General features: G+C 72.2%; 22 protein-coding genes. 12 read left to right on the top strand and 10 right to left on the bottom strand.

Going from position 1 to position 24,313, the window contains the following annotated elements; translation table 11 throughout:
- Nucleotides 1-5: 5 nt before the first annotated feature.
- A complete protein-coding gene (locus tag ACFY30_RS03920) occupies nucleotides 6-551 on the bottom strand; it encodes a DUF6668 family protein (protein ID WP_390843542.1) in 546 nt (181 codons plus the stop codon).
- Nucleotides 552-742: 191 nt separating this feature from the next.
- Here ACFY30_RS03920 and ACFY30_RS03915 point away from each other — a divergent pair, with 191 nt between their 5' ends.
- Complete coding sequence (locus tag ACFY30_RS03915) at nucleotides 743-2,134, top strand: tetratricopeptide repeat protein (RefSeq protein ID WP_390843541.1); 1,392 nt, start codon at nucleotides 743-745, stop codon at nucleotides 2,132-2,134.
- A gap of 36 nt (nucleotides 2,135-2,170) precedes the next feature.
- On the opposite strand, the gene ACFY30_RS03910 is transcribed toward ACFY30_RS03915, so the two are convergent.
- Nucleotides 2,171-3,130 carry a M28 family metallopeptidase gene (locus ACFY30_RS03910; RefSeq protein ID WP_390843540.1) on the bottom strand — a complete coding sequence of 320 codons (960 nt, stop codon included), beginning with the start codon at nucleotides 3,128-3,130 and terminating at the stop codon, nucleotides 2,171-2,173.
- A 184-nt stretch (nucleotides 3,131-3,314) separates the two neighbouring features.
- Between ACFY30_RS03910 and ACFY30_RS03905 the strand changes: the two genes are divergently transcribed.
- A complete protein-coding gene (locus ACFY30_RS03905) occupies nucleotides 3,315-3,815 on the top strand; it encodes a GNAT family N-acetyltransferase (RefSeq protein ID WP_390843539.1) in 501 nt (166 codons plus the stop codon).
- Nucleotides 3,816-4,195: 380 nt separating this feature from the next.
- Here the strand turns inward: ACFY30_RS03905 and ACFY30_RS03900 are convergent, their stop codons facing one another.
- The 8 genes from ACFY30_RS03900 to ACFY30_RS03865 all read right to left on the bottom strand — a co-directional run bounded on the left by ACFY30_RS03900 (nucleotide 4,196) and on the right by ACFY30_RS03865 (nucleotide 13,996).
- Nucleotides 4,196-4,660 (bottom strand): VOC family protein, encoded by a 465-nt coding sequence (locus tag ACFY30_RS03900; protein WP_390843538.1) that lies wholly within the window; start codon nucleotides 4,658-4,660, stop codon nucleotides 4,196-4,198.
- Nucleotides 4,661-4,786: 126 nt separating this feature from the next.
- Complete coding sequence (rarD, locus tag ACFY30_RS03895; protein WP_390843537.1) at nucleotides 4,787-5,737, bottom strand: EamA family transporter RarD; 951 nt, start codon at nucleotides 5,735-5,737, stop codon at nucleotides 4,787-4,789.
- 123 nt (nucleotides 5,738-5,860) lie between these two features.
- Nucleotides 5,861-6,715: an SDR family oxidoreductase gene (locus ACFY30_RS03890; protein ID WP_390843536.1), complete on the bottom strand. Its 855-nt coding sequence runs from the start codon at nucleotides 6,713-6,715 to the stop codon at nucleotides 5,861-5,863.
- 174 nt (nucleotides 6,716-6,889) lie between these two features.
- On the bottom strand, nucleotides 6,890-7,972 hold the full coding sequence (locus tag ACFY30_RS03885) for a 2-oxoacid:ferredoxin oxidoreductase subunit beta (RefSeq protein ID WP_390843535.1): 1,083 nt from the start codon (nucleotides 7,970-7,972) through the stop codon (nucleotides 6,890-6,892).
- Nucleotides 7,965-9,914 (bottom strand): 2-oxoacid:acceptor oxidoreductase subunit alpha, encoded by a 1,950-nt coding sequence (locus ACFY30_RS03880; protein ID WP_390843534.1) that lies wholly within the window; start codon nucleotides 9,912-9,914, stop codon nucleotides 7,965-7,967. Before ACFY30_RS03880 ends, ACFY30_RS03885 begins: the two co-directional genes overlap by 8 nt.
- A gap of 356 nt (nucleotides 9,915-10,270) precedes the next feature.
- The gene (locus ACFY30_RS03875) at nucleotides 10,271-10,930 is read right to left on the bottom strand and encodes a LuxR C-terminal-related transcriptional regulator (protein ID WP_390658489.1); all 660 of its coding nucleotides are present in this window, start codon (nucleotides 10,928-10,930) and stop codon (nucleotides 10,271-10,273) included.
- A gap of 300 nt (nucleotides 10,931-11,230) precedes the next feature.
- Entirely contained in the window at nucleotides 11,231-12,634 is a 1,404-nt protein-coding gene (locus tag ACFY30_RS03870; RefSeq protein WP_390843533.1) for a sensor histidine kinase, read from the bottom strand.
- 135 nt (nucleotides 12,635-12,769) lie between these two features.
- The gene (locus ACFY30_RS03865; protein ID WP_390843532.1) at nucleotides 12,770-13,996 is read right to left on the bottom strand and encodes a sensor histidine kinase; all 1,227 of its coding nucleotides are present in this window, start codon (nucleotides 13,994-13,996) and stop codon (nucleotides 12,770-12,772) included.
- Nucleotides 13,997-14,206: 210 nt separating this feature from the next.
- Between ACFY30_RS03865 and ACFY30_RS03860 the strand changes: the two genes are divergently transcribed.
- From ACFY30_RS03860 to ACFY30_RS03815, 10 genes are read left to right on the top strand one after another with little or no spacing between them, the layout of a single operon-like run.
- The gene (locus ACFY30_RS03860; RefSeq protein ID WP_133914811.1) at nucleotides 14,207-14,602 is read left to right on the top strand and encodes an NADH-quinone oxidoreductase subunit A; all 396 of its coding nucleotides are present in this window, start codon (nucleotides 14,207-14,209) and stop codon (nucleotides 14,600-14,602) included.
- Entirely contained in the window at nucleotides 14,593-15,216 is a 624-nt protein-coding gene (locus tag ACFY30_RS03855) for an NADH-quinone oxidoreductase subunit B (RefSeq protein ID WP_390843531.1), read from the top strand. Before ACFY30_RS03860 ends, ACFY30_RS03855 begins: the two co-directional genes overlap by 10 nt.
- Nucleotides 15,213-16,577, top strand: a complete 1,365-nt coding sequence (locus ACFY30_RS03850; protein ID WP_390843530.1) for an NADH-quinone oxidoreductase subunit C — start codon at nucleotides 15,213-15,215, stop codon at nucleotides 16,575-16,577. Before ACFY30_RS03855 ends, ACFY30_RS03850 begins: the two co-directional genes overlap by 4 nt.
- Nucleotides 16,574-17,542 carry an NADH-quinone oxidoreductase subunit H gene (locus ACFY30_RS03845; protein WP_390843529.1) on the top strand — a complete coding sequence of 323 codons (969 nt, stop codon included), beginning with the start codon at nucleotides 16,574-16,576 and terminating at the stop codon, nucleotides 17,540-17,542. Before ACFY30_RS03850 ends, ACFY30_RS03845 begins: the two co-directional genes overlap by 4 nt.
- Before the next feature lie 2 nt (nucleotides 17,543-17,544).
- On the top strand, nucleotides 17,545-18,102 hold the full coding sequence (locus tag ACFY30_RS03840; protein ID WP_390843528.1) for a NuoI/complex I 23 kDa subunit family protein: 558 nt from the start codon (nucleotides 17,545-17,547) through the stop codon (nucleotides 18,100-18,102).
- Nucleotides 18,099-18,725, top strand: coding sequence for an NADH-quinone oxidoreductase subunit J (locus ACFY30_RS03835; RefSeq protein WP_390843527.1), 627 nt, complete (start codon nucleotides 18,099-18,101; stop codon nucleotides 18,723-18,725). The genes ACFY30_RS03840 and ACFY30_RS03835 overlap by 4 nt, the downstream gene beginning before the upstream one ends.
- Nucleotides 18,725-19,102, top strand: coding sequence for an NADH-quinone oxidoreductase subunit NuoK (gene nuoK / locus ACFY30_RS03830; RefSeq protein ID WP_390658078.1), 378 nt, complete (start codon nucleotides 18,725-18,727; stop codon nucleotides 19,100-19,102). Before ACFY30_RS03835 ends, nuoK begins: the two co-directional genes overlap by 1 nt.
- Complete coding sequence (locus ACFY30_RS03825; RefSeq protein WP_390843526.1) at nucleotides 19,099-21,093, top strand: NADH-quinone oxidoreductase subunit L; 1,995 nt, start codon at nucleotides 19,099-19,101, stop codon at nucleotides 21,091-21,093. Before nuoK ends, ACFY30_RS03825 begins: the two co-directional genes overlap by 4 nt.
- Nucleotides 21,094-21,099: 6 nt before the next feature.
- A complete protein-coding gene (locus ACFY30_RS03820; RefSeq protein WP_390843525.1) occupies nucleotides 21,100-22,674 on the top strand; it encodes a NuoM family protein in 1,575 nt (524 codons plus the stop codon).
- Nucleotides 22,671-24,194 carry an NADH-quinone oxidoreductase subunit N gene (locus ACFY30_RS03815; protein ID WP_390843524.1) on the top strand — a complete coding sequence of 508 codons (1,524 nt, stop codon included), beginning with the start codon at nucleotides 22,671-22,673 and terminating at the stop codon, nucleotides 24,192-24,194. Before ACFY30_RS03820 ends, ACFY30_RS03815 begins: the two co-directional genes overlap by 4 nt.
- Nucleotides 24,195-24,313 lie beyond the last annotated feature (119 nt).

The following is a 24,313-nucleotide window of genomic DNA, read 5'->3' as shown; positions in this document are numbered from 1 at the left end:
GCCGCTCAGCGCCTCACCCCGGTGAGCCGGGCCAGTGCCTCCGTCTCCCGGGGCGGCCGCCCGCCCAGCTCACCGAGGCGCCACTCGGACACCCACGGGACGCGGTGGACGTCGGCGACCGACTCGATGACCCGCATCCGCTGCACCAGGGGCCGCGGCAGCCGCCCCGGCGCGTCCGCGACCAGGACCACGGCCTCCAGGGCCAGCCCCGGCGGCGCCTCCCCGCGCCGGAAGACCTCCAGGGCCCGCAGGGCGGACTCCAGCCCGGCCGCATGCGTATGCGCCACGATGAGGACGGACGGCGGATCACCGGGGGCGGGCCAGTCGCGTCCGCAGTCGTGGCCGCCGAAGACCGCCGCGAGGGTGGAGGCGCCGGCCCCGCCGTGGGTGGCCAGCCAGGAGAAGCGGCGGGGAGCGGCGGCGGACGCGTACGGTCCGGGGACCGCTTCCGGTTCCGGTACGGTGACCGGACCGCGGAGCCAGATCTCCGGGCCCCGCTGCCCCGGCGCCCGCTGTCCTTCCGGCGCCTGTGCCGTCCCCGTCGTCCGCATGGCCGTACTCCCTCCTCCTGATCGCCGTCCCTCCGGAGCGCCACCGGGAGGCCGGGCGTGGGTTCCTGGAACGATGCTGTGACGTCGTGGTGACGCGCCGGCCGGGGGCGAACGGAGAGACTCAACAGTACGTGTACGCGTACGCGCACCTGGACGACCGGAGCGTGACGACGCATCCGAGTGAGGAACCGATGTCTCGACTCAGCCGTGAGAAGAAGCGGGAACAGAACCACGCCGGACGGCCGGCCGCCGTGGTCGCTCCGCTCGACGTCCACGTCCGCGCGGGCGGACCGGCGACGATAGGCGGTGTCCCGGTCACGGCGGCCGACGGCGAGGAGATCCAGCACGCAGTCCTGGGCCACCTCCACCGCATCGCCCTCGCCACCGGACACCCCGTCCTCGCCTCGGTCCACGACGAACGCATCGGCTATGTCGTCCCCCTCCGTATCGACCCCGACGGCTCCAGCCACTTCACGGCCGAACCCCTGCGCACGCCGGCCTCACCGGCGGACCGCCACCCGGAGCGGCCGGCCCCGGCACCCGAGCCTCCGGCACCCGCCCCGGCTGCCTCGGCCCCCACGGTCCTCCTGACCCCGGCGGCTCCGGCCCCGACGGCGGCGCCCTCGATGCCTTCGGCTCCGGCGGCTGCCCCCCTGGAGTCTTCGGCTCCGGCGACCCCGGCGGCCCCCGCACCCGGCGCCTCCGCGCCCATGCCCCCCGACGTCTGCGAGCCCCGGCGGGACAAGGCCACCCATGTCCTGCGCCAGGTGCACGCACCGGAGGCGGAGTACGACCCACCGCAGGACGAGCCCTCCTTCCCGCCCCGGACCCCCGGCCAGGCCCCCGGCACCGTCGCGGCCCCCACCGGAGTCTTCGGCCCGCCCCCGGCGATGGACCATCTCCCGGAAGCCGGACCGACCGCCGCCCCGGACCCCGCGCCGCACCCGTCCCCGCGACCCACGCCCGCCTCCGAGCCGGGTCCCAAGCCGCTCATCACCCCCGACCTCGAGGCGCAGGCGGAGGCCGACCCCGATCCCAAGCCCACCCCCGCCCGCGGTTTCGACGCCGTGGCGGAAGCGGTGCTCGGGGAGGACCCGCGCACCCTTCCCGGCGACGGCGGTGCCCCCGCGCTCCTCGGGGAACCGATGGCGCAGATCAACGAGGCCGTGCGGGCCGGCCGGATCGAGGTGGCCGCGGGACTCGCCGAGCGGACCGTGCTGGAGGCCTCGGGAACGCTGGGGCCGGAACACCCTGAGGTGCTCCGGCTCCGTGAACTCGGTGCGTACATCGCCTACTTGGCGGGTGACCCGCTCCGTGCCTTCCACGTCTCCCTCGATCTGGCCCGGATCCGCCGCCGCGCCCGGGACGGCGAGGCCGCGTACGGCAACGTCCAGAGCGCGGCAGCGGCCTGGCGTGCCGTGCGCGACCCCTTGCAGGGACTGAACCTGGGGACGGAACTCCTCGGCCTGTGGACGGAGCTGACCACCGAGGACGGACCGGCCGCCGACGACGTCGAGCAGTTGGAGTCCGCTCGCGCCCGCATGGTCCGGCTGGCCGAACGGGCCCGCAGGTCGGGCGTGTAGAGGCGGCACCGCCCCGGAAGCGGCCCCGGCGGTGGGTCAGGAGGACAGCGTCCACACCGCGTACGCCGTGGCGTCCGCGTTGCGGTCGAGGGCCGTGTCGTTGATGTTGGCGGTGGTGTCGCAGGAGGAGTGGTAGCAGCGGTCGAAGGCCTGCCCGGCCGTGCCGCCCCACTTGGCCGCCTGCGCCGCCGTCTTGACGTAGTCGGCGCCGCTGAACAGACCGCCCACCGGAACCCCCGCGTTCTTGAAGGGCGCGTGGTCGGAGCGGCCGTCGCCCTCGGTCTCGATCTCGGTCGGGACGCCGAGGCCGGCGAAGTAGTCCTTGAAGGTCTTCTCGATGGCCGGGTCGTCGTCGTAGACGAAGTAGCCCGGGTTCGGCGAGCCGATCATGTCGAAGTTGAGGTAGCCGCTGATGCGGGAGCGGTTCGCCGAGGAGAGGTTGTTGACGTAGTACCGCGATCCCACCATGCCCAGCTCCTCCGCGCCCCACCAGGCGAACCGCAGGTGCTTGGTGGGCTGGTAGCCGGCGCGGGCCACGGCGAGCGCGGTCTCCAGGACGGCCGCCGAACCGCTGCCGTTGTCGTTGATGCCGGCCCCGGCCGTGACGCTGTCGAGGTGGGACCCGGCCATGACGACCCGGTTGGTGTCGCCGCCGGGCCAGTCGGCGACCAGGTTGTAGCCCGTGCGGCCGGAGGAGGTGAACTGCTGGATGACGGTGGTGTATCCGGCGGCGTCCAGCTTGGCCTTCACGTAGTCGAGCGAGGCCTTGTAACCGGTCCGGCCGTGGGCGCGGTTGCCGCCGTTGGCGGTGGCGATGGACTGCAGCTGGGCGAGGTGGGCCTTGACGTTCGCCACCGGGATGTCGGGAGCGGCGGCGAGCGCGGCGGACCCGGGCGCGGGCGCCGCGCCCGCTATGGATCCTCCAGTCAGGAGCATGACAATCGAGGTGGCGCCGGCGGCGGCCGTACGCCGGGAAGCGGAGAGCGAGAGCTTCATGTGGGGGGCTCCGAATTCCGCGGGGAACCACAGGGATTCCACAGTGAATGGGGTCTCAGGATGGTGAAGGCGCAACTGACTCTGCGTCAAGGGCGATATCTGGACACGCGGTTCACATAGCGGACGCCGGGATGCCTCCCCACCCTCCTGCACGGCCCGGACCGCCGCGTGTGATGCTGGCGTCATGACCGATCGACGCGAGCTTGCCGTCGTCCGCTGGCCGGGCCGGAGCCCTGCCGCCGAGAACGGGCCGGCCGCGCTGCTGGCGGCCTACCATCTGCGGACGGAGGCCGAGAAGGGTGAGGCCGTCGCCGGTGTGGACGGGCTGCCGGACCGCTACCGCGCGGAGATCGCGGACCCGCGGGCCGCGTTCGCCGGCGATGTCGTGCTGGTGGCCCTCAGCGGCGACACCGCCGTGGGCTGCCTGGTGGTGACCGCCCCCGCCGACGGGCGGGCGGAGATCAAGAGACTCTGGACGGACCCGGCCTTCCGGGGCCGGGGCATCGCGTCCGGCCTGCTCGACGCCGCACTCGCGCATGCCGCGGAAAGCGGCGTGCACACCGTGCGGCTGTCGGTGTGGGCCTGGCGGACCGGGGCCATCGCCCTGTACGAACGGTTCGGCTTCACCGTCACCGAGTCATGGGACGAGCGGGAGCGACTGGTCTGCATGGAGCGCGCCGTGTGAGCGACCGGGATCCTCCTCGCCGGTTGGCTCCCGATTCCCCCCGGCCCGCTCCCACTCCTCGCTGGCCGGCTCCCGATCCCGCGGGTTGGCTCCCGAGCCCCGCCGTCCTGCTCGCCGCCTGCCGGCTCCTGACCCCGACCTGCCGGCTGCTGATCCCGGCTTGTCGGCTCCCGATCCCGCCGGTTGGCTCCTGATTCCCGCCTGCCCGCTGCCGAGCCCCGCCGTCCCTCTCCCCGCCTGCCGGCTGCTGATCCCGGCTTGTCGGCTCCCGATCCCGCCGGTTGGCTCCTGATTCCCCCGCCCCGCTCCCGAGCCCCGCCGTCCTGCTCCCCGCCGGCCGGCTCCTGGCCCCCGCCCGCCGGCCCGCCCGCTCCCCGCGCCTAGTGCACGCAGAACTCGTTGCCCTCGGGGTCCGTCATCACCGCCCACTCCCCGGACGGCTCCTTCACCTCGCGCAGCAGGCTCGCCCCCAGCGCCCTCAGCCGCTCGACCTCGTCGGCCCGCCGCCCCGCACCGGGATGCAGATCGAGATGGAGCCGGTTCTTCACCGTCTTCGCCTCCGGCACCCGCTGGAACAGCAGCCGCCGCCCCAGCCCCGTCCCGCTGACCGGGTCGAACGGGTCGTCCGGATGCCGTACGGCGATCAGGTCCCGGAAGGCCGGACGGCCGTGGAACTCCACCGTCGCCGCCCCCGGCAGCGCCCCGGCTTCCAGCAGCCGCTCGATGAGCGCGCTGTTGTCCTCCACCTCGTAGTGCAGCGCCGCGGCCCAGAAGTCGGCCTGCGGATGCGGCTCGGCGGCGTCGATGACGAGCTTCCAGTGCAGGGGTGCGGGTGTCTCTGTCATACGGACCACTTAAGCAGCCGGCACTGACATTCCGGCCGAGCCAGGCATCGACCGGCCCGTCCGGCGTCCGGGGGCGAGGCTCCTCGAGACCGAACGGGGGACGGGGGACGGGGGCGGAGCCCCGGGTCAGACGTCCACCGCGGCGGACGGCGCCTCGGGAACCCGCGCCACCTCCACGGCCACCCTCGGCCGTCGCGCCGTACGCCACGCGTCGGCCGTCAGCAGCACCAGCGCCAGCCACACCAGCCCGAAGCCCGCCCAGCGCTCGGGCGGCATCTCCTCGCCGAAGTACACGACGCCGAGCAGGAACTGGAAGACCGGCGCCAGGTACTGCAGCAGGCCCAGCGTGGACAGCGGCACCCGGATCGCCGCCGCGCCGAAGCACACCAGGGGCAGCGCGGTGACGACGCCGGTCGAGGCGAGCAGGGCCGCGTGGCCGGTGCCCTCGGTGGTGAAGGTGGCACCGCCGTGCGCCGACAGCCACAGCAGATAGCCCAGCGCGGGCAGGAACTGGATCGCGGTCTCGGCGGCCAGCGACTCGACCCCGCCGAGGTTGACCTTCTTCTTCACCAGGCCGTAGGTGGCGAAGGAGAAGGCGAGACAGAGGGAGATCCACGGCGGACGGCCGTATCCGACGGTCAGCACGAGCACCGCGGCGAGACCGATGCCGACCGCCGTCCACTGCACCGGCCGCAGCCGCTCCTTCAGGAGCAGCACGCCCATCGCGATGGTCACCAGCGGGTTGATGAAGTACCCGAGCGAGGACTCCACGACGTGCCCGGAGTTCACGGCCCAGATGTAGACGCCCCAGTTCACCGTGATGACGGCCGCCGCGATCACCACCAGGCCGAGCCGGCGCGGCTGCCGCAGCAGCTCCCCGGCCCACGCCCAGCGCCGTACGACGGCCAGGGCGACGGCGACGAAGGCGAGGGACCACACCATGCGGTGGGCGAGGATCTCCACCGACCCGGCGGGCTTGAGCAGGGGCCAGAACAGGGGGACCAGCCCCCACATCCCGTACGCCGCGAAGCCGTTCAGCAGGCCTATCCGGCCCTCACCCCTCGACGCCCCGGCCACCGGCGTACCTCCTTCGCACGTCCTCGCGTGCCTACGCGCACGCGTGGACGAAGGTAACGCCGAGCTCCCCCGCCTGTCATGCCCGTATTGCCATACGGTCATGACGGGCGGGGGAGGGGAGGGTCAGCCCTTGAGCGCGGCCGTGATCGCCTCCGCCAGCGGGGTGGTCGGGCGGCCCGCCAGCCGGGACAGGTCGCCGCTGGAGACGACCAGCTCGCCCTTCTCGATCGACGCGTCCACGCCGGCCAGGATCGCGGCGAGCGGTGCGGGCAGCCCCGCGCCGGTCAGGATGCCGGTGAGCACCTCGGTGGGCACGGAGTTGTACACGATCTCCCTGCCGGTCTGCCGGCTCAGCTCGGCCGCGTACTCCGCGAAGCTCCACGCCTCGTCGCCGCCCAGCTCGTACGTCTTGTTCTCGTGGCCCTCGCCGGTCAGCACGGCGACGGCGGCGGCCGCGTAGTCCGCGCGGGCGGCGGAGGACACCCGGCCCTCACCGGCGGCCGCGACGACGGCATCGTGCTCCAGGACCGGGGCGAGGTTCTCGGTGTAGTTCTCGTGGTACCAGCCGTTGCGCAGCAGCGTGTAGGGCACTCCGGAAGAGGTCAGCGCCTGCTCGGTGGCGCGGTGGTCGTCGGCCAGCGCGGCGGTCAGGGAGCCCGGCGCGCTGGTGTACGCCAGCAGCGCGACCCCGGCGGCCTTGGCGGCGTCGATGACGACCTGGTGCTGGGCCGGGCGGCCCTTGTCGAACTCGTTGCCCGATATGAGCAGCACCTTGTCGCCGGCCGCGAACAGGCCGTCGAAGGTCTCGGGGGTGTTGTAGTCGGCGGTCGCGATCTTCACACCGCGGGCGGCGAAGCCGGAGGCCTTGGCCGCGTCGCGCACGACCGCGGTGATCCGGTCCGCCGGGACCTTCTCCAGCAGCTGCTCCACGACGTGGCGGCCGAGGTGTCCGGTGGCTCCGGTGACGACGATGCTCATGGCTCAGGAACTCCTAGGGGGTAGCGGGTGTGCACTAACCCTAGGAGTGGCGCTAACTCGGCGAAAGTACCCACTTTGAAGTAAGGTACTGGTGTTGAGGTAAGTAACGAGGTGAGGCCCGGAACCTCGCGGTCCCGAGCCTCATGGCTCACCCTCGGGCCGGGGCCGGCCGGCTCAGCCGACGACCGTCCAGGTGTCCCCGCCCGCCAGCAGCGCGGCCAGATCGCCCTTGCCCTGCTGCTCGACCGCCGTGTCGAGCTGTTCGGCCAGCTGGGTGTCGTAGACCGGCCGCCGCACCGAGCGGAACACGCCGATCGGGGTGTTGTGCAGGGTGTCCGCGTCCGCCAGCCGCGACAGCGCGAAGGCGGTGGTCGGGGACGCGGAGTGCGCGTCGTGGACCAGGATCTCTCCCTCGTTCTGCGGGGTCACGGCGACCACCCGCAGATCACCGGTCGCCGCGTCCCGTACGACGCCCTTGGCCAGCCCGGCCCCGAACCGGATCGGCTGCCCGTGCTCCAGCCGGATCACCGCGTCCTCGGCCTGCTGCTTGTCCTTGAGGGCGTCGAAGGCGCCGTCGTTGAAGATGTTGCAGTTCTGGTAGATCTCGACCAGCGCCGTGCCCGGGTGGGCCGCCGCCTGCCGCAGCACCTCCGTCAGATGCTTGCGGTCGGAGTCGATGGTCCGCGCCACGAAGGACGCCTCCGCGCCCAGCGCCAGCGACACCGGGTTGAACGGCGCGTCCAGCGAGCCCATCGGCGTCGACTTGGTGATCTTGCCGACCTCGGAGGTGGGTGAGTACTGGCCCTTGGTCAGTCCGTAGATCCGGTTGTTGAACAGCAGGATCTTCAGATTGACATTCCGCCGCAGGGCGTGGATGAGATGGTTGCCGCCGATCGACAACGCGTCCCCGTCGCCGGTCACCACCCACACGCTCAGGTCCCGCCTGCTGGACGCCAGCCCCGTCGCGATGGCCGGGGCACGCCCGTGGATGGAGTGCATGCCGTACGTGTTCATGTAGTACGGGAACCGCGAGGAGCAGCCGATGCCCGAGACGAAGACGACGTTCTCCCTGGCCAGCCCCAGCTCCGGCATGAAGCCCTGGACGGCCGCCAGGATCGCGTAGTCACCGCAGCCCGGGCACCAGCGCACTTCCTGGTCGGACTTGAAGTCCTTCATGGACTGGCGGGCCTCGGCCTTGGGCACGAGGGAGAGCGCCTCGACCGTGCCGCCCTGGCGTTCCGTTGACGTCTCAGTCATCGATGGCCTCCTTGAGCGCCGCGGCGAGCTGCTCCGCCTTGAACGGCATGCCGTTGACCTGGTTGTACGAATGGGCGTCGACCAGGTACTTCGCCCGGACCAGGGTGGCGAGCTGGCCCAGGTTCATCTCCGGGATGACGACCTTGTCGTACGCCTTCAGCACCGCGCCGAGATTGCGCGGGAACGGGTTCAGATGGCGCAGATGGGCCTGCGCGATCGCCTCGCCGGCCGTCCGCAGCCGCCGTACGGCCGCCGTGATCGGCCCGTAGGTGGACCCCCAGCCCAGGACCAGGGTGCGCGCCTCGTGCGGGTCGTCGACCACCAGGTCCGGGACGTCGATGCCGTCGATCTTGGCCTGGCGGGTGCGGACCATGAAGTCGTGGTTGGCCGGGGCGTAGGAGATGTTCCCGGTCCCGTCCTCCTTCTCGATCCCGCCGATGCGGTGTTCGAGCCCCGGGGTGCCCGGGATCGCCCACGGCCGGGCGAGGGTCCGCGGATCCCGCTTGTACGGCCAGAAGACCTCGGTGCCGTCCTCCAGGGTGTGGTTCGGCCCCTGCGCGAACTGCACCCGCAGATCCGGCAGCTCGTCCAGCTCGGGGATCCGCCACGGCTCCGAACCGTTGGCCAGATAGCCGTCCGAGAGCAGCATCACCGGGGTGCGGTAGGTGAGGGCGATCCGCGCCGCCTCCAGGGCCGCGTCGAAGCAGTCGGCGGGCGTGCACGGGGCGACGACCGGCACCGGCGCCTCGCCGTTGCGCCCGTACATGGCCTGCAGCAGATCCGCCTGCTCGGTCTTGGTCGGCAGCCCGGTCGACGGTCCGCCGCGCTGGATGTCCACCACCAGCAGCGGCAGCTCCAGCGAGACGGCGAGCCCGATCGTCTCCGACTTCAGCGCCACACCCGGGCCGCTCGTCGTGGTGACGGCGAGCGACCCCCCGAAGGCGGCCCCCAGCGCCGCCCCGATGCCGGCGATCTCGTCCTCGGCCTGGAAGGTGCGCACACCGAAGTTCTTGTGCCTGCTGAGCTCGTGCAGGATGTCGGAGGCCGGGGTGATCGGATACGAGCCGAGGAACAGCGGCAGATCGGCCTGCCGCGAGGCGGTGATCAGCCCGTACGCGAGCGCCAGGTTCCCGGAGATGTTCCGGTAGGTCCCCACGGGGAAGGCCTGGGCGGCCGGCGCGACCTCGTAGCTGACGGCGAAGTCCTCGGTCGTCTCCCCGAAGTTCCACCCGGCGCGGAAGGCGGCGATGTTGGCGGCCGCGATGTCGGGCTTCTTGGCGAACTTGGACCGCAGGAACTTCTCGGTGCCCTCGGTGGGCCGGTGGTACATCCACGACAGAAGGCCGAGCGCGAACATGTTCTTGCTGCGCTCGGCCTCCTTGCGGGTGAGGTCGAATTCCTTCAGAGCCTCGACGGTCAGGGTGGTCAGGGGGACCGGGTGGAGCTGGTAACCGTCGAGGGAACCGTCCTCCAGCGGCGAGGCCGCGTACCCCACCTTCTGCATGGCCCGCTTGGTGAACTCGTCCGTGTTGACGATGATCTCCGCACCGCGCGGCACGTCGCCGATGTTGGCCTTCAGGGCCGCCGGGTTCATCGCGACCAGCACATTGGGCGCATCACCCGGAGTGAGGATGTCGTGGTCGGCGAAGTGCAACTGGAACGAGGAGACCCCGGGCAGGGTGCCGGCGGGCGCACGGATCTCGGCGGGGAAGTTCGGCAGAGTCGACAGGTCGTTGCCGAACGACGCCGTCTCCGAGGTGAAGCGGTCACCGGTGAGCTGCATACCGTCACCCGAGTCCCCGGCGAACCTGATGATCACCCGGTCGAGGCGGCGTACGTCCTTCGCCGTCCCGCCCGGTCTGCGCTGCTCTCCCACGACGGTACCGTCGGCCTGTTCGGCCTGCCCCGCCTGTCCCGTTGCGCTGCTGACCCGACTGGTCACTGAACTGGACCTCCCTCGAGGTGGCTGTCCCGGAGGGGCTCCCGAAGGCCCCCCTGGATCAACCCTACGTCTGTAAGGGTGCCCTTCCCTCGGTTAATCGGCAGGACGATCCACAAGACGGCCGATCGCCACGGTCACCGTGACGCTCACCGCCCCGGGAACGCGCCCAAGACGCTCCGAGACCCGGACACCCCGACTTGCCATGATTTCCCGCCCCCCGGCGTCACCCCGGAAGACGCACCGGCCGACCGCACCGGTTCACGAGGGGAACGATCCCTGACGGCGCCCTGAGACCGCACGACGACCGGTCCACGACGGCACCCGGTCCGGTCGACGACTGGCACAGTGCCACTCCGTCACGAATTCAGATAGGTGAGCACCGCAAGAACCCGACGGTGATCCCCGTCACTCGGCGACAACCCGAGCTTCAGGAAGATGTTGCTCACATGCTTCTCGACGGCGCCGTCGCTCACCACCAGCTGCCTGGCGATGGCGGAGTTGGTCCGCCCCTCCGCCATCAGCCCCAGCACCTCCCGCTCACGCGGGGTGAGCCCGGCGAGCACATCCTGCTTCCGGCTGCGCCCGAGGAGCTGCGCGACGACCTCGGGATCGAGCGCGGTCCCCCCGGAGGCCACCCGCACCACGGCGTCCACGAACTCCCGTACCTCGGCGACCCGGTCCTTGAGCAGGTACCCCACCCCGTGACTGGACCCGGCCAGCAGTTCGGTGGCGTACCTCTCCTCCACGTACTGTGACAGCACCAGCACCCCGAGCCCGGGATGCGCCTTGCGGAGCAGTACGGCGGCCCGCACGCCCTCGTCGGTGTGCGTGGGCGGCATCCGCACATCGGCGACGACGACGTCGGGCAGGGCCCCCTCGTCACTCAGCTCGGTGACGGTCTTGACGAGGGCCTCGGCGTCCCCGACGCCCGCGACGACCTCATGCCCCCGGTCGGTGAGCAAGCGGGTCAGCCCCTCCCGCAACAACACCGAATCCTCCGCGATGACCACCCGCACCCTGACCTCCACGCTCCCGTCCCCCCACATCCACCCGCCCGACCGAACACCCCCAGCATCCCAGCAACACCCCCCTGCGCACCGCCCAACGCCCAAGCACCGAAGAAGGGGGCACGACTTCTAGGGGGATTTGGGGCGTGGGCCGGGGCCGGGGACCGGGGACCGGGGGCGGGGTGGGGGTGGGGGTGGGGCGCACTGGGTGACCCGGGAAGGGGGAGAGAGGGTTGCTGACCCGAGGGGGCAGGGGAGCGGCGCCGGGCCGCAGGGGTGCAGCCGGCCCGGGGGGAGGTATGCGGCCCTTCAGCCGCGCCAGGGCAGCTCCGCCGTGACCCTCGTGGGCCCGCCCGCCGGTGAATCCACCACCAGAATCCCGTCCACCGCCTCCAGCCGCTCGGCCAGCCCCGCGAGCCCCGACCCGCCGGAGGCATCCGCACCCCCCGCCCCGTCGTCCACCACCTGCACCATCAACCGGTCCTCCACCCGCCACACATCCACCGAGGCCGACCGGGCCCCACTGTGCTTGCTGACGTTCTGCAGCAGCTCGGACACCGTGAAGTAGGCGATCCCCTCGATCGCGGCCACCGGCCGCGACGACCCGAGATCCACCTCCACCCGCACCGGCACGGCACATCGCGACGCCACCGCCGACAGCGCCGCGTCCAGCCCCCGGTCCGTCAGCACCGCCGGATGGATCCCGCGCGCCAGATCCCGCAGTTCCTGCAGCGCCGTCTTCACCTCACCGTGCGCCTCGTCCACCATCCGCGCCGCCGCCCGCGGATCCTCCCGCAGCTTCTCCTTCGCCAGCCCCAGATCCATCGCCAGCGCCACCAGCCGCGCCTGCGCACCGTCGTGCAGGTCCCGCTCGATCCGCCGCAGATCCGCGGCCGCCGTGTCCACCACGACCCCCCGGTCAGACTCCAGCTCCACCACCCGCGACGCCAGCCGCGACGGCCCGAGCAACCCGTGCACCAGCAGCCGGTCCACCGTCGTCAGCGCCCGCACGATCCACGGCGTGGCCAGCGTGACGAGCAGCCCCACCGACGCCGTGACGGTGATCTCGAACGGGTTGTCCAGATACACCCGGTGCTGATCGTCCCCGTACAGCTGAAGCCCGCCCTGCCCGCCGTACATCGGGAAGATCCAGAACCACAGCGGATACGTCAGCATCGTCCAGCCCACCACCCACACGGTGAGCGTCACGCAGAACGAGAACACCGCCCACGGGAACTGCACCAGCACGAACAGCGCATGCCGCCACGACACCCCGCTCCGCAGCACCGCCCCCATCCACGCCATCACCCCGGCGCGGCCGTCCTTCCCCCGCACCCGCAACGGCTCGGGATCACGCACCTCCAGCCCCAGCAGCCCCCGCGCCCGCGCTCGCTCCACCGCCCCGAAACCCCGGCACGCGGCCAGCCCCGCCGCCAGCACCGGGATGCCGAGGAAGGTCACCAGCAGCCCCGCCCCGACCGACAGCATGGTCACCGTGAAGACGAACAGCGCGACACTCAGCGGGAAACCGAGCAGCACATAGGCGAGCTCACGCCAGTGCCGCCCGCTCAGCGGCTCGACCAGGGCGGCCGGCAGCCGACGCCGCCGCGCCCCGGAGCCGCCGTAGCGCTGCTCGTCGTACTCCCCGTCGTATCGCCCGTACTGCCCGTCGTGTCGCCCGTACTGCCCGGAGTGCCCGTACTGCGTGGCCATCGGCGCCGTCCCGTCCGTTCCGCTCGTCTCCACTCGCCCCGCTCGTCGCGCAGCTGCTGTGTCCTGCCTCCACCCTCCTGCGCGCCGCCCCGCCGGACCATGGAGGCCGTCGGCCTCTCGGAAGGGGGGTTTTCCCTACCCCCGGTCCCGCCAGGGCAGCTCGGCCGTCACCGTCGTGGGACCCCCCGCCGGCGACTCCACGACGAACACCCCGTCGACGGCGTCCAGCCGCTCCGCGAGCCCCCGCATCCCCGTGCCCGCGTCCGGACGGGCCCCGCCCCGGCCGTCGTCCCACACCTGGATGAGCAGCCGGTCGTCCGTCCGCCACACATCCACCGAGGCCGCCCGCGCCCCGCTGTGCTTGCTGATGTTCTGCAGCAGCTCGGAGACGGTGAAGTAGGCGATCCCCTCGATCGCCTGCGCCGGTCTGGACGTCAGATCGGCGGTCACCTTCACCGGCACCGTGCACCGCGACGCCACCGCCGACAGCGCCGCGTCCAGCCCCCGGTCGGTCAGCACCGCGGGATGAATGCCCCGCGCCAGATCCCGCAGCTCCTGCAGCGCGAGCTTCACCTCGCCGTGCGCCTCCTCCACCATCGCCGCGACGGCGTCGTCGGCCTGCCCCTCCTGGAGCTTCTCCTTCGCCAGCCCCAGCCCCATCGCCAGATTGACCAGCCGCGCCTGCGCCCCGTCGTGCAGATCCCGCTCGATCCGCCGCAGATCCGCCGCCGCCGTGTCCACGACCACCCCGCGGTCCGACTCCAGTTCCGCGATCCGCCGCTCCAGCTCGTCGGACGGCGACAGCAGCGCCCGCACCATCGCCCGGTCCGCGTTGGTCAGGCCCCGCGTGAGGTACGGGAGGAAGGGCCACAGCAGGAACAGGGAGGGGAGAACGACGGTGAAGGTGAGGATGCCCCAGGGCAGCCGGATGAAGTCGTAGAGCACCGTGCGCCAGGCCACCGGGTCCTTCAGCGCTAGCCACATCCGCGCGACGGGCCCGCCCGCCCGGCGCAGTGGCAGCGGGCTCGGCTCGTCGATCCGCACCCCGAGCAGCAGTCGCGCCCGCTCCCGCTCGAACCGGCCCACGAGCCGCGCCCCCGCCAGCCCGAGCGCGAGCAGCGGCAGCCCGATCACCGTGAGGGTCAGCGAGGCGCCGATGAACAGCACCGTCATCACATAGACGAAGCCGAACAGCGACATCGGCAGATTCGCCAGGAGATGCGCGATCTCCTTCCACGTCTGCGCGTCGAGAGCGGGCCGGACCGGCGGCAGCCCGCCGCCGGCCGAGCGGTCGTCGTCCGAGCGGTCGCCGGGCCGGACGCCGCCGGGCCGGACGCCGCCGGGCTGGTGGGTAGTGGTCATATGGGTTAGCGTGCCGCCCCGCGCGCCACCGCGCCATGAGGTTCGCCGCCCCCGCCTCCTGGGGAAAACCCCCGCCCCGCGGTCCAAGGTGCGACGGCCTGCTTACCGTCCCTTTATCAGGGCCTAGACTCCGTGCGTACAGATCGTCGAAGAGGCCCGAGTGGCCGAAGAAGCCGAAGAGGCTGAGGTCAGGGAGCGAGGGGACGGACCGTGCGGGAACCGACCGTCGAGATCGCGGCGGACTACTTCCGGTCGTATTCGGTCGTCGGACTGCTCGCCGTCATCGGCGTGCTCTTCGTCGCCGTCGCCTTCGGCGCCGGACGCCTGCTGCGCCCGGTGGTGCCGACCCCTGAGAAACTCCTGACGTACGAGTGCGGCGTCGACCCCGTCGGCGAGGGCTGGGCCCACACCCAGGTCCGCTACTACGTCTACGCCTTCCTCTACGTGATCTTCGCCGTCGACTCGATCTTTCTGTTCCCCTGGGCGACGGTCTTCGCCGCCCCCGGCTACGGCGCCACGACCCTCGTGGAGATGTTCATCTTCCTCGGCTTCCTCGCCGTCGGCCTGCTGTACGCATACAAGAAGGGCGTCCTGACATGGACGTGACCCCCGAAGCGACCGCCTCCGACGAAGTGACCGCTTCCCCACCCGTTCTCCTCCCGGAGCCGAAGCGCCTGGGCGCCCTCGCCCGCCTCGCCCCCGAGCCGATGAAGGTCGTCCTGAACTGGGGCCGCCGCTACTCGCTCTGGGTCTTCAACTTCGGCCTCGCCTGCTGCGCGATCGAGTTCATCGCCGCGTCGATGGCCCGCCACGACTTCATCCGCCTCGGCGTCATCCCCTTCGCCCCCGGGCCCCGCCAGGCCGACCTGATGGTCGTTTCCGGCACGGTCACGGACAAGATGGCCCCCGCCGTGAAGCGCCTCTACGAGCAGATGCCCGAGCCGAAGTACGTCATCTCCTTCGGCGCGTGCAGCAACTGCGGCGGCCCCTACTGGGACTCGTACTCCGTGACCAAGGGCGTCGACCAGATCATCCCCGTCGACGTCTACGTCCCCGGCTGCCCGCCCCGCCCCGAGGCCCTTCTCCAGGGCATCCTCAAGCTCCAGGAGAAGATCGCCCGTGAGTCCCTGCACGAGCGCTACGGCACGCCCCGCCCCTCGGCCGCCGCCCTGCAGAGCCCGCTGGTGAAGCCGCCCACCGCAGAGGGGGACGCGGGATGACCACGACCGGCTGGCTGCCGGCCCCCGTCGAGGACCTCTTCGGCGCGGACGCCACGGCCGAGGAGTCCTACGCCGTCCTGACCGTCGACGTCCCGCCGGCGTCCTGGACCACCGCCCTCCGTGTCGCCCGCGACGAGCTGTCCTGCACCTACTTCGACTGGCTGAGCGCGGTCGACGAACCGGGCACCGGCTTCCGCGTCTCGGCGCACGTCGTGGCCCTCGGCCCGGTCCGCCGTCTGCTCCTGCGTACGACGGTCCCGCACGAGTCCCCGACGCTCGCCTCCGCCGTCGACGTCTACGCGGGCGCGGCCTGGCACGAACGCGAGACCCACGAAATGTTCGGCGTCGGCTTCGAGGGCCATCCCTCCCTGGACCACCTCCTCCTGCCCGAGAACTTCGAGGGCCACCCCCTCCGCAAGGACTTCGTCCTCGCCGCCCGGGTCGCCAAGGCCTGGCCCGGCGCCAAGGAACCGGGGGAGTCCGAGCACGGCGGCCCCAAGCGCCGCCAGATGCTTCCCCCCGGCGTCCCCGACCCGAACGAATGGGGCCCCCTCAAGGGGCAGCTCCCGCCCGCCCCGGCCCGCCCGGCCCGTGGAGCGGCGGCGGGCCGCGCCGCGGGAGAGCGCCCGGCCCGAGCGGCGGCCGGCGAACGCCCGGTCCGTCGCGCCCGCACGGCAGCCGAGGGCTCGGCCGGCCAGACGCCCCCTGCGGCACCTCCGGCCCCGACCCCGAGCACGCCGGCCACGGAAACCGGCGGCCCCTCGGAAACGGCAGCGGCTCCCTCGGCCCCCCAGCCCCCGGCCGACCCGCGCCGCTCGCGCAGCGCCTCCCAGGGCTCGGCCTCCCAGCGCACCCAGCCCCCGGCCCCGACTCCCGAGACCGGCCCCTCCCCGGCTCCCCGCAGCTCCGACGCCCCCTGGCATCACGCCCGCCCGGCCTTCGAAGAGCCGGAACGCCGGCCGATGCCGGAAAGCGAGCCGGAACGCCGGCCGAAGCCGGAAAGCGAGCCGGAACGCCGGCCAACGCCGGAAGCCGAGCCGGACCCCCGGCCGAAGCCGATGCCGGAGGCGGAACCGAAGCCTGAGGCGGAACCGGAGACCGCCGACCAGCCGAAGCCGGAACCGACGACCGGCCAGCCGGAACCGACGACCGGCCAGCCGGAACCGACGACCGGCCGGGAGCCGGAGCCGGAGCGGACCCCCACGCCGCCGGAACCGCGCCCGCAGCCGGAACCGCGCCCGCAGCCGGACGCGAAGCGGGACGCGAACCCGGACCCGAAGCCGGGGCAGGCCCCCGCCCCCGCCCCCGACCGCGACGCCGAACCGCCCACTCCCGAAACCCCGTCAGGAGGCCCGCAGTGAACGACGCACTCGACGTCACCCTGCGCCTTCTGCTCGTGTTCGTCGTCTTCCTCACCTTCCCCCTGATCGTCGGGCAGACCGAGCACAAGGTCATGGCCCATATGCAGGGCCGCCTCGGCCCGATGTACGCCGGCGGCTTCCACGGCTGGGCCCAGCTCATCGCGGACGGCGTGAAGTTCGCGCAGAAGGAGGACGTGGTCCCCGCCGGCGCGGACCGCCGTATCTTCCAGCTCGCCCCCGCCGTCGCCCTCCTCCCGTACCTCCTCGTCCTCCTCGCCATCCCGATCGGCCCCGGCGAGGGCGCGGTCGGTCAGGTCCTGGACGCGGGCGTGTTCTTCGTCCTCGCCGTGATGGGCGTCGGCGTCCTCGGCTCCCTCATGGCCGGCTGGGCCAGCGCCAACAAGTTCTCCCTCCTCGGCGGCCTGCGCACCGCCGCCCAGCTCCTCGCCTACGAGCTCCCGATGCTGCTCACCGCCGCCTCGGTGGCGATGGCGGCCGGCACGGTCTCGCTGCCCGGCATCGTCGAGGCCTTCGAGTGGTGGTGGCTGCCCTGGCAGATCGTCGGCGCGATCGTCTTCTTCGTCGCCGGCCTCGCCGAACTCCAGCGCCCGCCCTTCGACATGCCCGTCGCCGACTCGGAGATCATCTTCGGCGCCTACACCGAGTACACCGGTCTGCGTTTCGCTCTCTTCCTCCTCGCCGAGTACGCCGGAATCGTCGTCCTGTGTGGCCTGACCACCGTCCTCTTCCTGGGCGGCTGGCACGGCCCCTGGGGCGCCGACGGCCTCGGCTGGGTCTGGACCCTGCTGAAGACGGCCGTCCTCGCCTTCGTCGTCATCTGGCTGCGCGTGACCTACCCCCGGCTGCGCGAGGACCAGCTCCAGAAGTTCTCCTGGACCCTCCTCGTCCCCCTCTCCCTCGCCCAGATCGCCCTCACCGGCGTCGTGAAGGTGGTGATCCAGTAACCATGCCCATCCCCGGCTCCGGTCTGGCCAAGGGCCTGGCCGTCACCCTCCGCACGATGACGAGGAAGTCCGTCACCGAGCAGTACCCGGACGCCCAGCCGGAACTCCCGCCCCGCACCCGAGGCGTGATCGGCCTGTTCGAGGAGAACTGCACGGTCTGCATGCTCTGCGCCCGCGAGTGCCCCGACTGGTGCATCTACATCGACTCCCACAAGGAGACGGTCCCGCCCGCAGCCCCGGGCGGCCGCGAGCGCAGCCGCAACGTCCTCGACCGCTTCGCCATCGACTTCTCCCTGTGCATGTACTGCGGTATCTGCATCGAGGTCTGTCCTTTCGACGCCCTGTTCTGGTCACCGGAGTTCGAGTACGCCGAGACCGACATCCGTGACCTCACCCACGAGCGGGACAAGCTCCGCGAGTGGATGTGGACCGTCCCGGCCCCGCCCGCCCTCGACCCCGCGGCCGAGGAACCCAAGGAGATCGCCGCCGCCCGCAAGACGGCGGACAAGCTCGCCGCGGCCCAGGCCGAGCCCGCCGAGCCCCAGGGAGGAGAGTCGTGACCCTCGCCGAAGCGCCGCACGGCTTCCTCTCCCCGACCGGCGTCGAGATCGCCTTCGTCCTCGTCGGCCTGGCCACCTTCGGCGCCGCCCTGGTCACCGTCACCACCCGGCAGCTCGTGCACGCCGCCCTGTGGCTGGTGGTCGCCCTCGGCGGCCTCGCCGTGGAATACCTCCTGCTCACCGCCGAGTTCATCGCCTGGGTGCAGGTCCTCATCTACGTCGGTTCCGTCGTCGTGCTCCTCCTCTTCGGTCTGATGCTCACCAAGGCCCCCATCGGCCGCTCACCGGACGCCGACTCCGGCAACCGCTGGGCCGCCCTCACGGTCGCCGTCGCCGCGGCCGCCGCGCTGGTCTGGGTGGTCGTCGACGCCTTCCGCACCACCTGGATCGACCTGGACGGCCCCGCCGCCGGCTCCACCGAGGTCACCGGAGCGAGCCTCTTCCAGAACTGGGTCCTTCCCTTCGAAGCCCTCTCCGTCCTCCTCCTCGCGGCCCTGGTCGGCGCGATCGTCCTGTCCCGCAAGGCGAAGGCGGAGTCGAGCTCTCCCCCCGTGAACGCCCGAGGTGTCACCAGGAGTTCCCGGAACGTCACAGAGAGTTCCGAGCAGGAAGGTGCCCGCTGATGCACCTCGCCTACCCCGCCGTCCTGGCCGCCCTCCTCTTCAGCACCGGCCTGTACGGCGTCCTCGCCCGCCGCAACGCGATCCTGGTCCTGATGTCGGTCGAGCTGATGCTCAACGCCGTCAACCTCAACCTGGTCGCCTTCGACGTCTGGCTCAGCCGCGCCGCCGAGGAAACCCTGCACTCCGGGCAGGCCCTGACCCTGTTCACCATCGCCATCGCCGCCGCCGAGATCGGCATCGGCCTGGCGATCGTCCTCGCCGTGCACCGCAGCCGCGGCACCTCGGACATCGACAGGCTCCGCGAGACCGCCGAGGGCCACGAGACCGACACCCCCGAGACCGAGCCCGGCGCCGAGAAGGCTGAGGCCACCGCGTGACCACGACCACCCTCGCCGCACTCGTCCCCCTCCTCCCGTTCCTCGGCGCGGCCGCCGGACTTCTCCTCGGCCGCACCGCCCCCGGCTTCGTCCGCCCCCTCGCGGTCCTGCCGACCCTCACCGCCCTCGTCCTGGCCGCCGTCGTCGCCGTGCGCCAGGGCGGCGGCGCGGCCGTCGACGCGGCCACCGAACTCACCCCCACCGGCTCGATCCCGATCGAGCTCTCCCTGCACATCGACGGCTTCGCCGCCCTGGTCGCCGTCCTCGTCGGCACCGTCGCCACCTGCGTGCAGATCTACTCGACCGGCTACCTCCGCGAGGACCCGCGCTACCCCTCGTACGCCGCGCTCGTCTCCCTGTTCACCTCCGCGATGTTCCTGGTCGTCTACTCGGGCGACCTGATCGTGCTGCTGGTCGGCTGGGAAGTCATGGGCATCTGCTCCTACTTCCTCGTCGGCCACTACTGGGAGACCCCGGAAGCCCGCGCCGCCTCCATCAAGGCCTTCCTGGTCACCAAGCTCGGCGACGTCCCCTTCCTGATCGGCCTGTTCGCCCTCGCCACGGACGCCGGATCCTTCGAGATCCCGAAGGTCCTCGACGCCGTCGCCCACGGCGGACTGGACCACCCGACCGTCGTCGCCCTGCTGCTCCTGGCGGGCGTGGCCGGCAAGTCGGCACAGTTCCCGCTGCACACCTGGCTCCCCGACGCGATGGCGGGCCCCACCCCCGTCTCCGCGCTGATCCACGCCGCGACCATGGTCGCCGCCGGTGTCTACTTCATCGCCCGGCTCCTCCCCGTCTTCGAGGCCTCCGCGGCCGCGATGGTGGTCCTCGCCGTGATGGCCGCCGTCACGATGGTCGGCTCCGGCCTCGCGGCGCTCGCGCAGGACGACATCAAACGCGTCCTCGCCTACTCGACGATCGGCCAGCTCGGCTACATGACCGGCGCCCTCGCCGTCGGCGACCCTTCGGCAGCCGTCTTCCACCTCCTCTCGCACGGCGCCTTCAAGGCCCTGCTGTTCCTCGCGGCCGGCGTGATCATCCACGCCGCCGGCACCAACTCGCTCGCCGCCATGTCCCGCATGGGCAACCTGCGCGACCGCATCCCCGACGCCTACTGGACGATGACCGTGGCGCTCCTCGCGCTCGCCGCGATCCCGCCGTTCAGCGGCTTCTTCTCCAAGGAGTCCGTCCTCGGCGCGGCCGAGCACGTCACCACCGGGCACACCGAGCACGCGCCCGGAGCCGCCGGCTGGCTCGTCCTCGTGGCCGGACTCGTCACCGCCCTCCTCACCGCCGCCTACGCGACCCGTCTGTGGCTGCTGGCCTTCCACGGCCGGGGCGCCGAGGCCCCCGACCACGGCCGCCAGCCCCTCACCATGACCGTCGTACTGTGGGTGCTGGCCGTCCCGTCCCTCGCCCTCGGCGCGCTCGCCTACCGCACGCTCCCCGACTGGTTCGACGGCAACGACCTCACCCCCGCCCTCACCACCTCCGTGATCGGCACCGGCGTGGCCCTGACCGGCGCACTCGTGGCCTACGCCGCCTGGCGCCACCTCGCCGCGCTGGCCGCGGTCGCCCCGATGGGCGCGGTCGCCGCCCATCCCGAGGGCGACGCGGCCCAGGTCGAGGCCGAGGCCATCGCCACGCACGCGCCCGCCTACGGAGACCTGTCGTCCGCCCCCGACCCGGCGGACCCCGGGCGGCTGCTGCTCGGCCCGCTGCACCGCCACGCGGCCGTCGGCTTCCACCTCGACGCCGTCTACCGGGCGCTGTTCGTCCGCCCCGTCCAGGGCGCCGCGAGCCTCGTCCGGTTCCTCGACCGCGAGGTCGTCGACACCTACGTACGCGGCGCGGGCGCCCTGCCCCGCTGGCTCGGCGCCGCCGTACGGCGCGCCCAGACCGGCAACGTCCAGACCTATGTGAGCGCGCTGCTCGCCGGCACCGTCGTCCTGGCGGTCGCCGCCCTCCTCGTCGCCTCGGGAGCGTGAGCAGGCGTGATCGATATCAACGAGTCCGTGATGCAGTTCCTTCTCGCGTTCGTCGTCGTCGGCCCGCTCATCGGTGCCGCCGCCGCTCTCCTGCCCGCCCCGCCCGGACTGAAGGGGAAGTCACCCGAACAGGCCGTCCTCCGGCACGGCGTCACGGTCACCGGCGTCATCCTCGTCGCCGCGATCGTCCTCGCGCTCGGCTTCGACCACGACCACCCGTCGAAGATGCAGGCGAGCACGGACATCAGCTGGATCCCCGCACTCGACGTGCGCATCCACCTCGGCATCGACGGCATCTCCCTCCCCCTGCTGGTCCTGACCGCGCTGCTGACCTTCCTCTGCGCGCTCTACTCCTACTTCAAGCTGCCCGCGGGCCCGACCCCGAAGGCCTTCGTCGCGCTGCTGCTCGTCCTCGAGTCCGGCACCCTCGCCACCTTCGCCGTCCTCGACCTGCTGCTGTTCTTCCTCGCCTTCGAGACGGTCCTGATCCCGATGTACTTCCTCATCGCCCGCTGGGGCGGCGCGGGACGGACCCAGGCGGCCTGGAAGTTCATCCTCTTCACCCTGCTCGGATCCGTGGTCATGCTGCTCGGCCTGCTCCTGATCGGAATCAAGGCGGGCACCTTCGACATGGTGGCACTCGCCACTGACAACGGCCGGTCCCTGACCACGTCCGTGCAGGTCGTCGCCGTTCTGGCGATCGGGATCGGGCTCGCGGTCAAGACCCCGATGTGGCCCCTGCACAGCTGGCTGCCCGACGCCCACACCGCCGCCCCGACCGTCGGCTCGGTCCTGCTGGCCGGCGTCCTGCTGAAGATGGGCACGTACGGGTTCGTCCGGATCCTCCTCCCGGTCGCACCTGACGGCTTCCACACCTTCGCGCCCTACCTCGCCGCCTTCGCCGTCGTCGGGATCATCTACGGATCCCTGGCCTGCCTGGCCCTCGCCAAGCAGGGCGCGAAGGGCGACCTCAAGCGCCTCATCGCCTACTCCTCCGTCGGCCACATGGGCTTCGTCCTGCTTGGCATCGCGTCGACGACCCCGACCGGCGTGAACGGCGCCCTGTTCGCCAACATCGCCCACGGCCTCATCACCGGCCTCCTCTTCTTCCTGGTCGGCGCGCTGAAGGACCGCACCGGCACCACCGACCTGGACGCCCTCGCCGAACAGACCGGCGCCGCGCTCTACGGCAAGGCACCCCGCCTCGGCGGACTGCTCGCCTTCGCCGCCGTCGCCTCGCTCGGCCTGCCCGGCCTGGCCGGGTTCTGGGGCGAGATGCTCGCGCTGTTCGGCGCGTTCGACCCGGCCGACGACCTCAGCCGCCCGGCCTTCCTCACCTTCACGGCGATCGCCGCCTTCGGCACCCTGCTCACGGCCGCGTACCTGCTCGTCGTGGTCCGGCGCGTCTGCATGGGCGCCCCGCCCCAGGACGCGCCGAAGCTCGCCGACGTCCAGACCTACGAGTTCGCGGCCTGGACCCCGCTCGTCGCCCTCACCGTCGTCGCCGGCCTGTGGCCGAGAACCCTCCTCGGCCTGACCGACCCGGCCGTGCAGCAGCTCCTCGCAGGAGGCACCCGATGAGCTCCCCGGCCCAGCCCCTCGCCGAGTCACTGGTCCAGTCCGTCGACTGGCTCGCGATCGCCCCGCCCACCCTGGCCGCCGTGGTCGCCCTCGTCGTCCTGGTCGCCGACCTGTTCCTCCCGGACGGCAGGAAGCCCCTCCTCGGGTGGCTGTCCGTCGCCGGACTCGCCGCCTCCACGGCCCTGCTGCTCCCCCTCATCGACGGCGACCGCTCCACCTTCTGCCTGACCGGCGATCCGAGCGCGTGCAGCTACACGGCCGACGCCTTCACCCTCGTCATCCAGTTCCTGGTCCTCGGCGGAGCCCTGCTGGCCGCCCTCCTGTCGGTCACCGCGCTGAAGGACGCGCGCGGAAGACTCCCCGAAGGGGAGTTCTGGTTCCTGCTGCTGTCCTCCGCCGCCGGCGCCGCCCTGCTGCCCGCCTCCCGCGACCTCGCCACCCTCGTCGTCGCCCTGGAGGTCGCCTCCCTGCCCGCCTTCGCCCTCGTCGGCATCCGGCACGGCGACCGCAGGTCCGCCGAGGCGGCCCTGAAGTTCTTCCTGTCGTCCGTCACCGCGACCGCCGTCAGCCTGATGGGCATCAGCTTCGTCTACGCCACGACCGGCACCCTCTACCTCACCCAGGTCGCCGACCGCATCCAGCACGTCGACGGCCGGCTGGACACCCTCGCGCAGACAGGCGTGGTCCTCACCCTGGTCGGCTTCGCCTTCAAGACGGCCGCCGTCCCCTTCCACTTCTGGGTCCCCGACACCTACGTCGGCGCCCCCCTGCCGATCGCCGCCTACCTGTCGGTCGTCGGCAAGGCGGTCGGCTTCTCCGGACTCATCCTCGTCACCGTCATCGCCTTCCCCTCCTACGCCGACGTCTGGGGCCCCGCGCTGGCCGCGCTGGCCGCCCTCACCATGACCGTCGGCAACGTCGGAGCCCTCCGTCAGCAGGCCACGCGCGCGTACAGCGCCGTACGCCTGCTCGCCTGGTCCTCCGTCGGCCAGGCCGGCTACCTCCTCGTCCCGATCGCCGCCGCCGCGTACACCGACGACGCCGAACACGCCATCGGCTCCACCGTCGCCTACGCCCTCATGTACGCGGCCGTGAACCTTGGCGCCTTCGCGGTGGCCGCCCTGGTGGGCCGTACCAGCGCACAGAACCGCCTCACCGACTACCGGGGCCTCTACGCCAGGAACCCCCTCTCGGCGCTCCTCCTGGCCTTCTTCCTGCTCTGCCTCGCCGGACTGCCGCCGGGCATCATCGGCCTCTTCGCGAAAGTCACCGTCTTCTCGGCGGCCGTCGACGCCGGCCTCGGCTGGCTCGCGGTCGTCATGGCCCTCAACGTCGTGATCGCGCTGTACTACTACCTCCAGTGGACGGCGCTGCTGTTCCGGGCCCCCGAGGGCGAACCGGTCAAGCACCGCGTCCCCGCCCCCCTCACGGCCGCGATCGTCCTCACCGCCGCCCTCGGCATCGTCCTCTCCGGAGCACCCCAACTGGTCCTGCGCTTCACCGACACCGGCCTCTTCTAGCGCCCCACGCGCGCGCGTACGCGCCCACCGTCGGGCGTACGCCCCGCCGCCACCCGGACGGCCCACACCCCTGCCCGTACGCACAAGGGAACTAGTGCCTCCCGCCTGGCGTTGACCAG

It is taken from the genome of Streptomyces sp. NPDC000345 (assembly GCF_042898825.1).
Taxonomy (GTDB): domain Bacteria; phylum Actinomycetota; class Actinomycetes; order Streptomycetales; family Streptomycetaceae; genus Streptomyces.
The sequence above is the reverse complement of the archived record's forward strand: the minus strand, read 5'-3'. Positions and strand labels throughout refer to the sequence as shown.

What these genes read in the sequence shown, in the direction of transcription:
- ACFY30_RS03920 (WP_390843542.1), bottom strand. Translation starts at nt 551, where the DNA reads ATGCGGACGACGGGGACGGCACAGGCGCCGGAAGGACAGCGGGCGCCG.
- ACFY30_RS03915 (WP_390843541.1), top strand. Translation starts at nt 743, where the DNA reads ATGTCTCGACTCAGCCGTGAGAAGAAGCGGGAACAGAACCACGCCGGA.
- ACFY30_RS03910 (WP_390843540.1), bottom strand. Translation starts at nt 3,130, where the DNA reads ATGAAGCTCTCGCTCTCCGCTTCCCGGCGTACGGCCGCCGCCGGCGCC.
- ACFY30_RS03905 (WP_390843539.1), top strand. Translation starts at nt 3,315, where the DNA reads ATGACCGATCGACGCGAGCTTGCCGTCGTCCGCTGGCCGGGCCGGAGC.
- ACFY30_RS03900 (WP_390843538.1), bottom strand. Translation starts at nt 4,660, where the DNA reads ATGACAGAGACACCCGCACCCCTGCACTGGAAGCTCGTCATCGACGCC.
- ACFY30_RS03890 (WP_390843536.1), bottom strand. Translation starts at nt 6,715, where the DNA reads ATGAGCATCGTCGTCACCGGAGCCACCGGACACCTCGGCCGCCACGTC.
- ACFY30_RS03885 (WP_390843535.1), bottom strand. Translation starts at nt 7,972, where the DNA reads ATGACTGAGACGTCAACGGAACGCCAGGGCGGCACGGTCGAGGCGCTC.
- ACFY30_RS03870 (WP_390843533.1), bottom strand. Translation starts at nt 12,634, where the DNA reads ATGGCCACGCAGTACGGGCACTCCGGGCAGTACGGGCGACACGACGGG.
- ACFY30_RS03865 (WP_390843532.1), bottom strand. Translation starts at nt 13,996, where the DNA reads ATGACCACTACCCACCAGCCCGGCGGCGTCCGGCCCGGCGGCGTCCGG.
- ACFY30_RS03855 (WP_390843531.1), top strand. Translation starts at nt 14,593, where the DNA reads ATGGACGTGACCCCCGAAGCGACCGCCTCCGACGAAGTGACCGCTTCC.
- ACFY30_RS03850 (WP_390843530.1), top strand. Translation starts at nt 15,213, where the DNA reads ATGACCACGACCGGCTGGCTGCCGGCCCCCGTCGAGGACCTCTTCGGC.
- ACFY30_RS03840 (WP_390843528.1), top strand. Translation starts at nt 17,545, where the DNA reads ATGCCCATCCCCGGCTCCGGTCTGGCCAAGGGCCTGGCCGTCACCCTC.
- nuoK (WP_390658078.1), top strand. Translation starts at nt 18,725, where the DNA reads ATGCACCTCGCCTACCCCGCCGTCCTGGCCGCCCTCCTCTTCAGCACC.
- ACFY30_RS03815 (WP_390843524.1), top strand. Translation starts at nt 22,671, where the DNA reads ATGAGCTCCCCGGCCCAGCCCCTCGCCGAGTCACTGGTCCAGTCCGTC.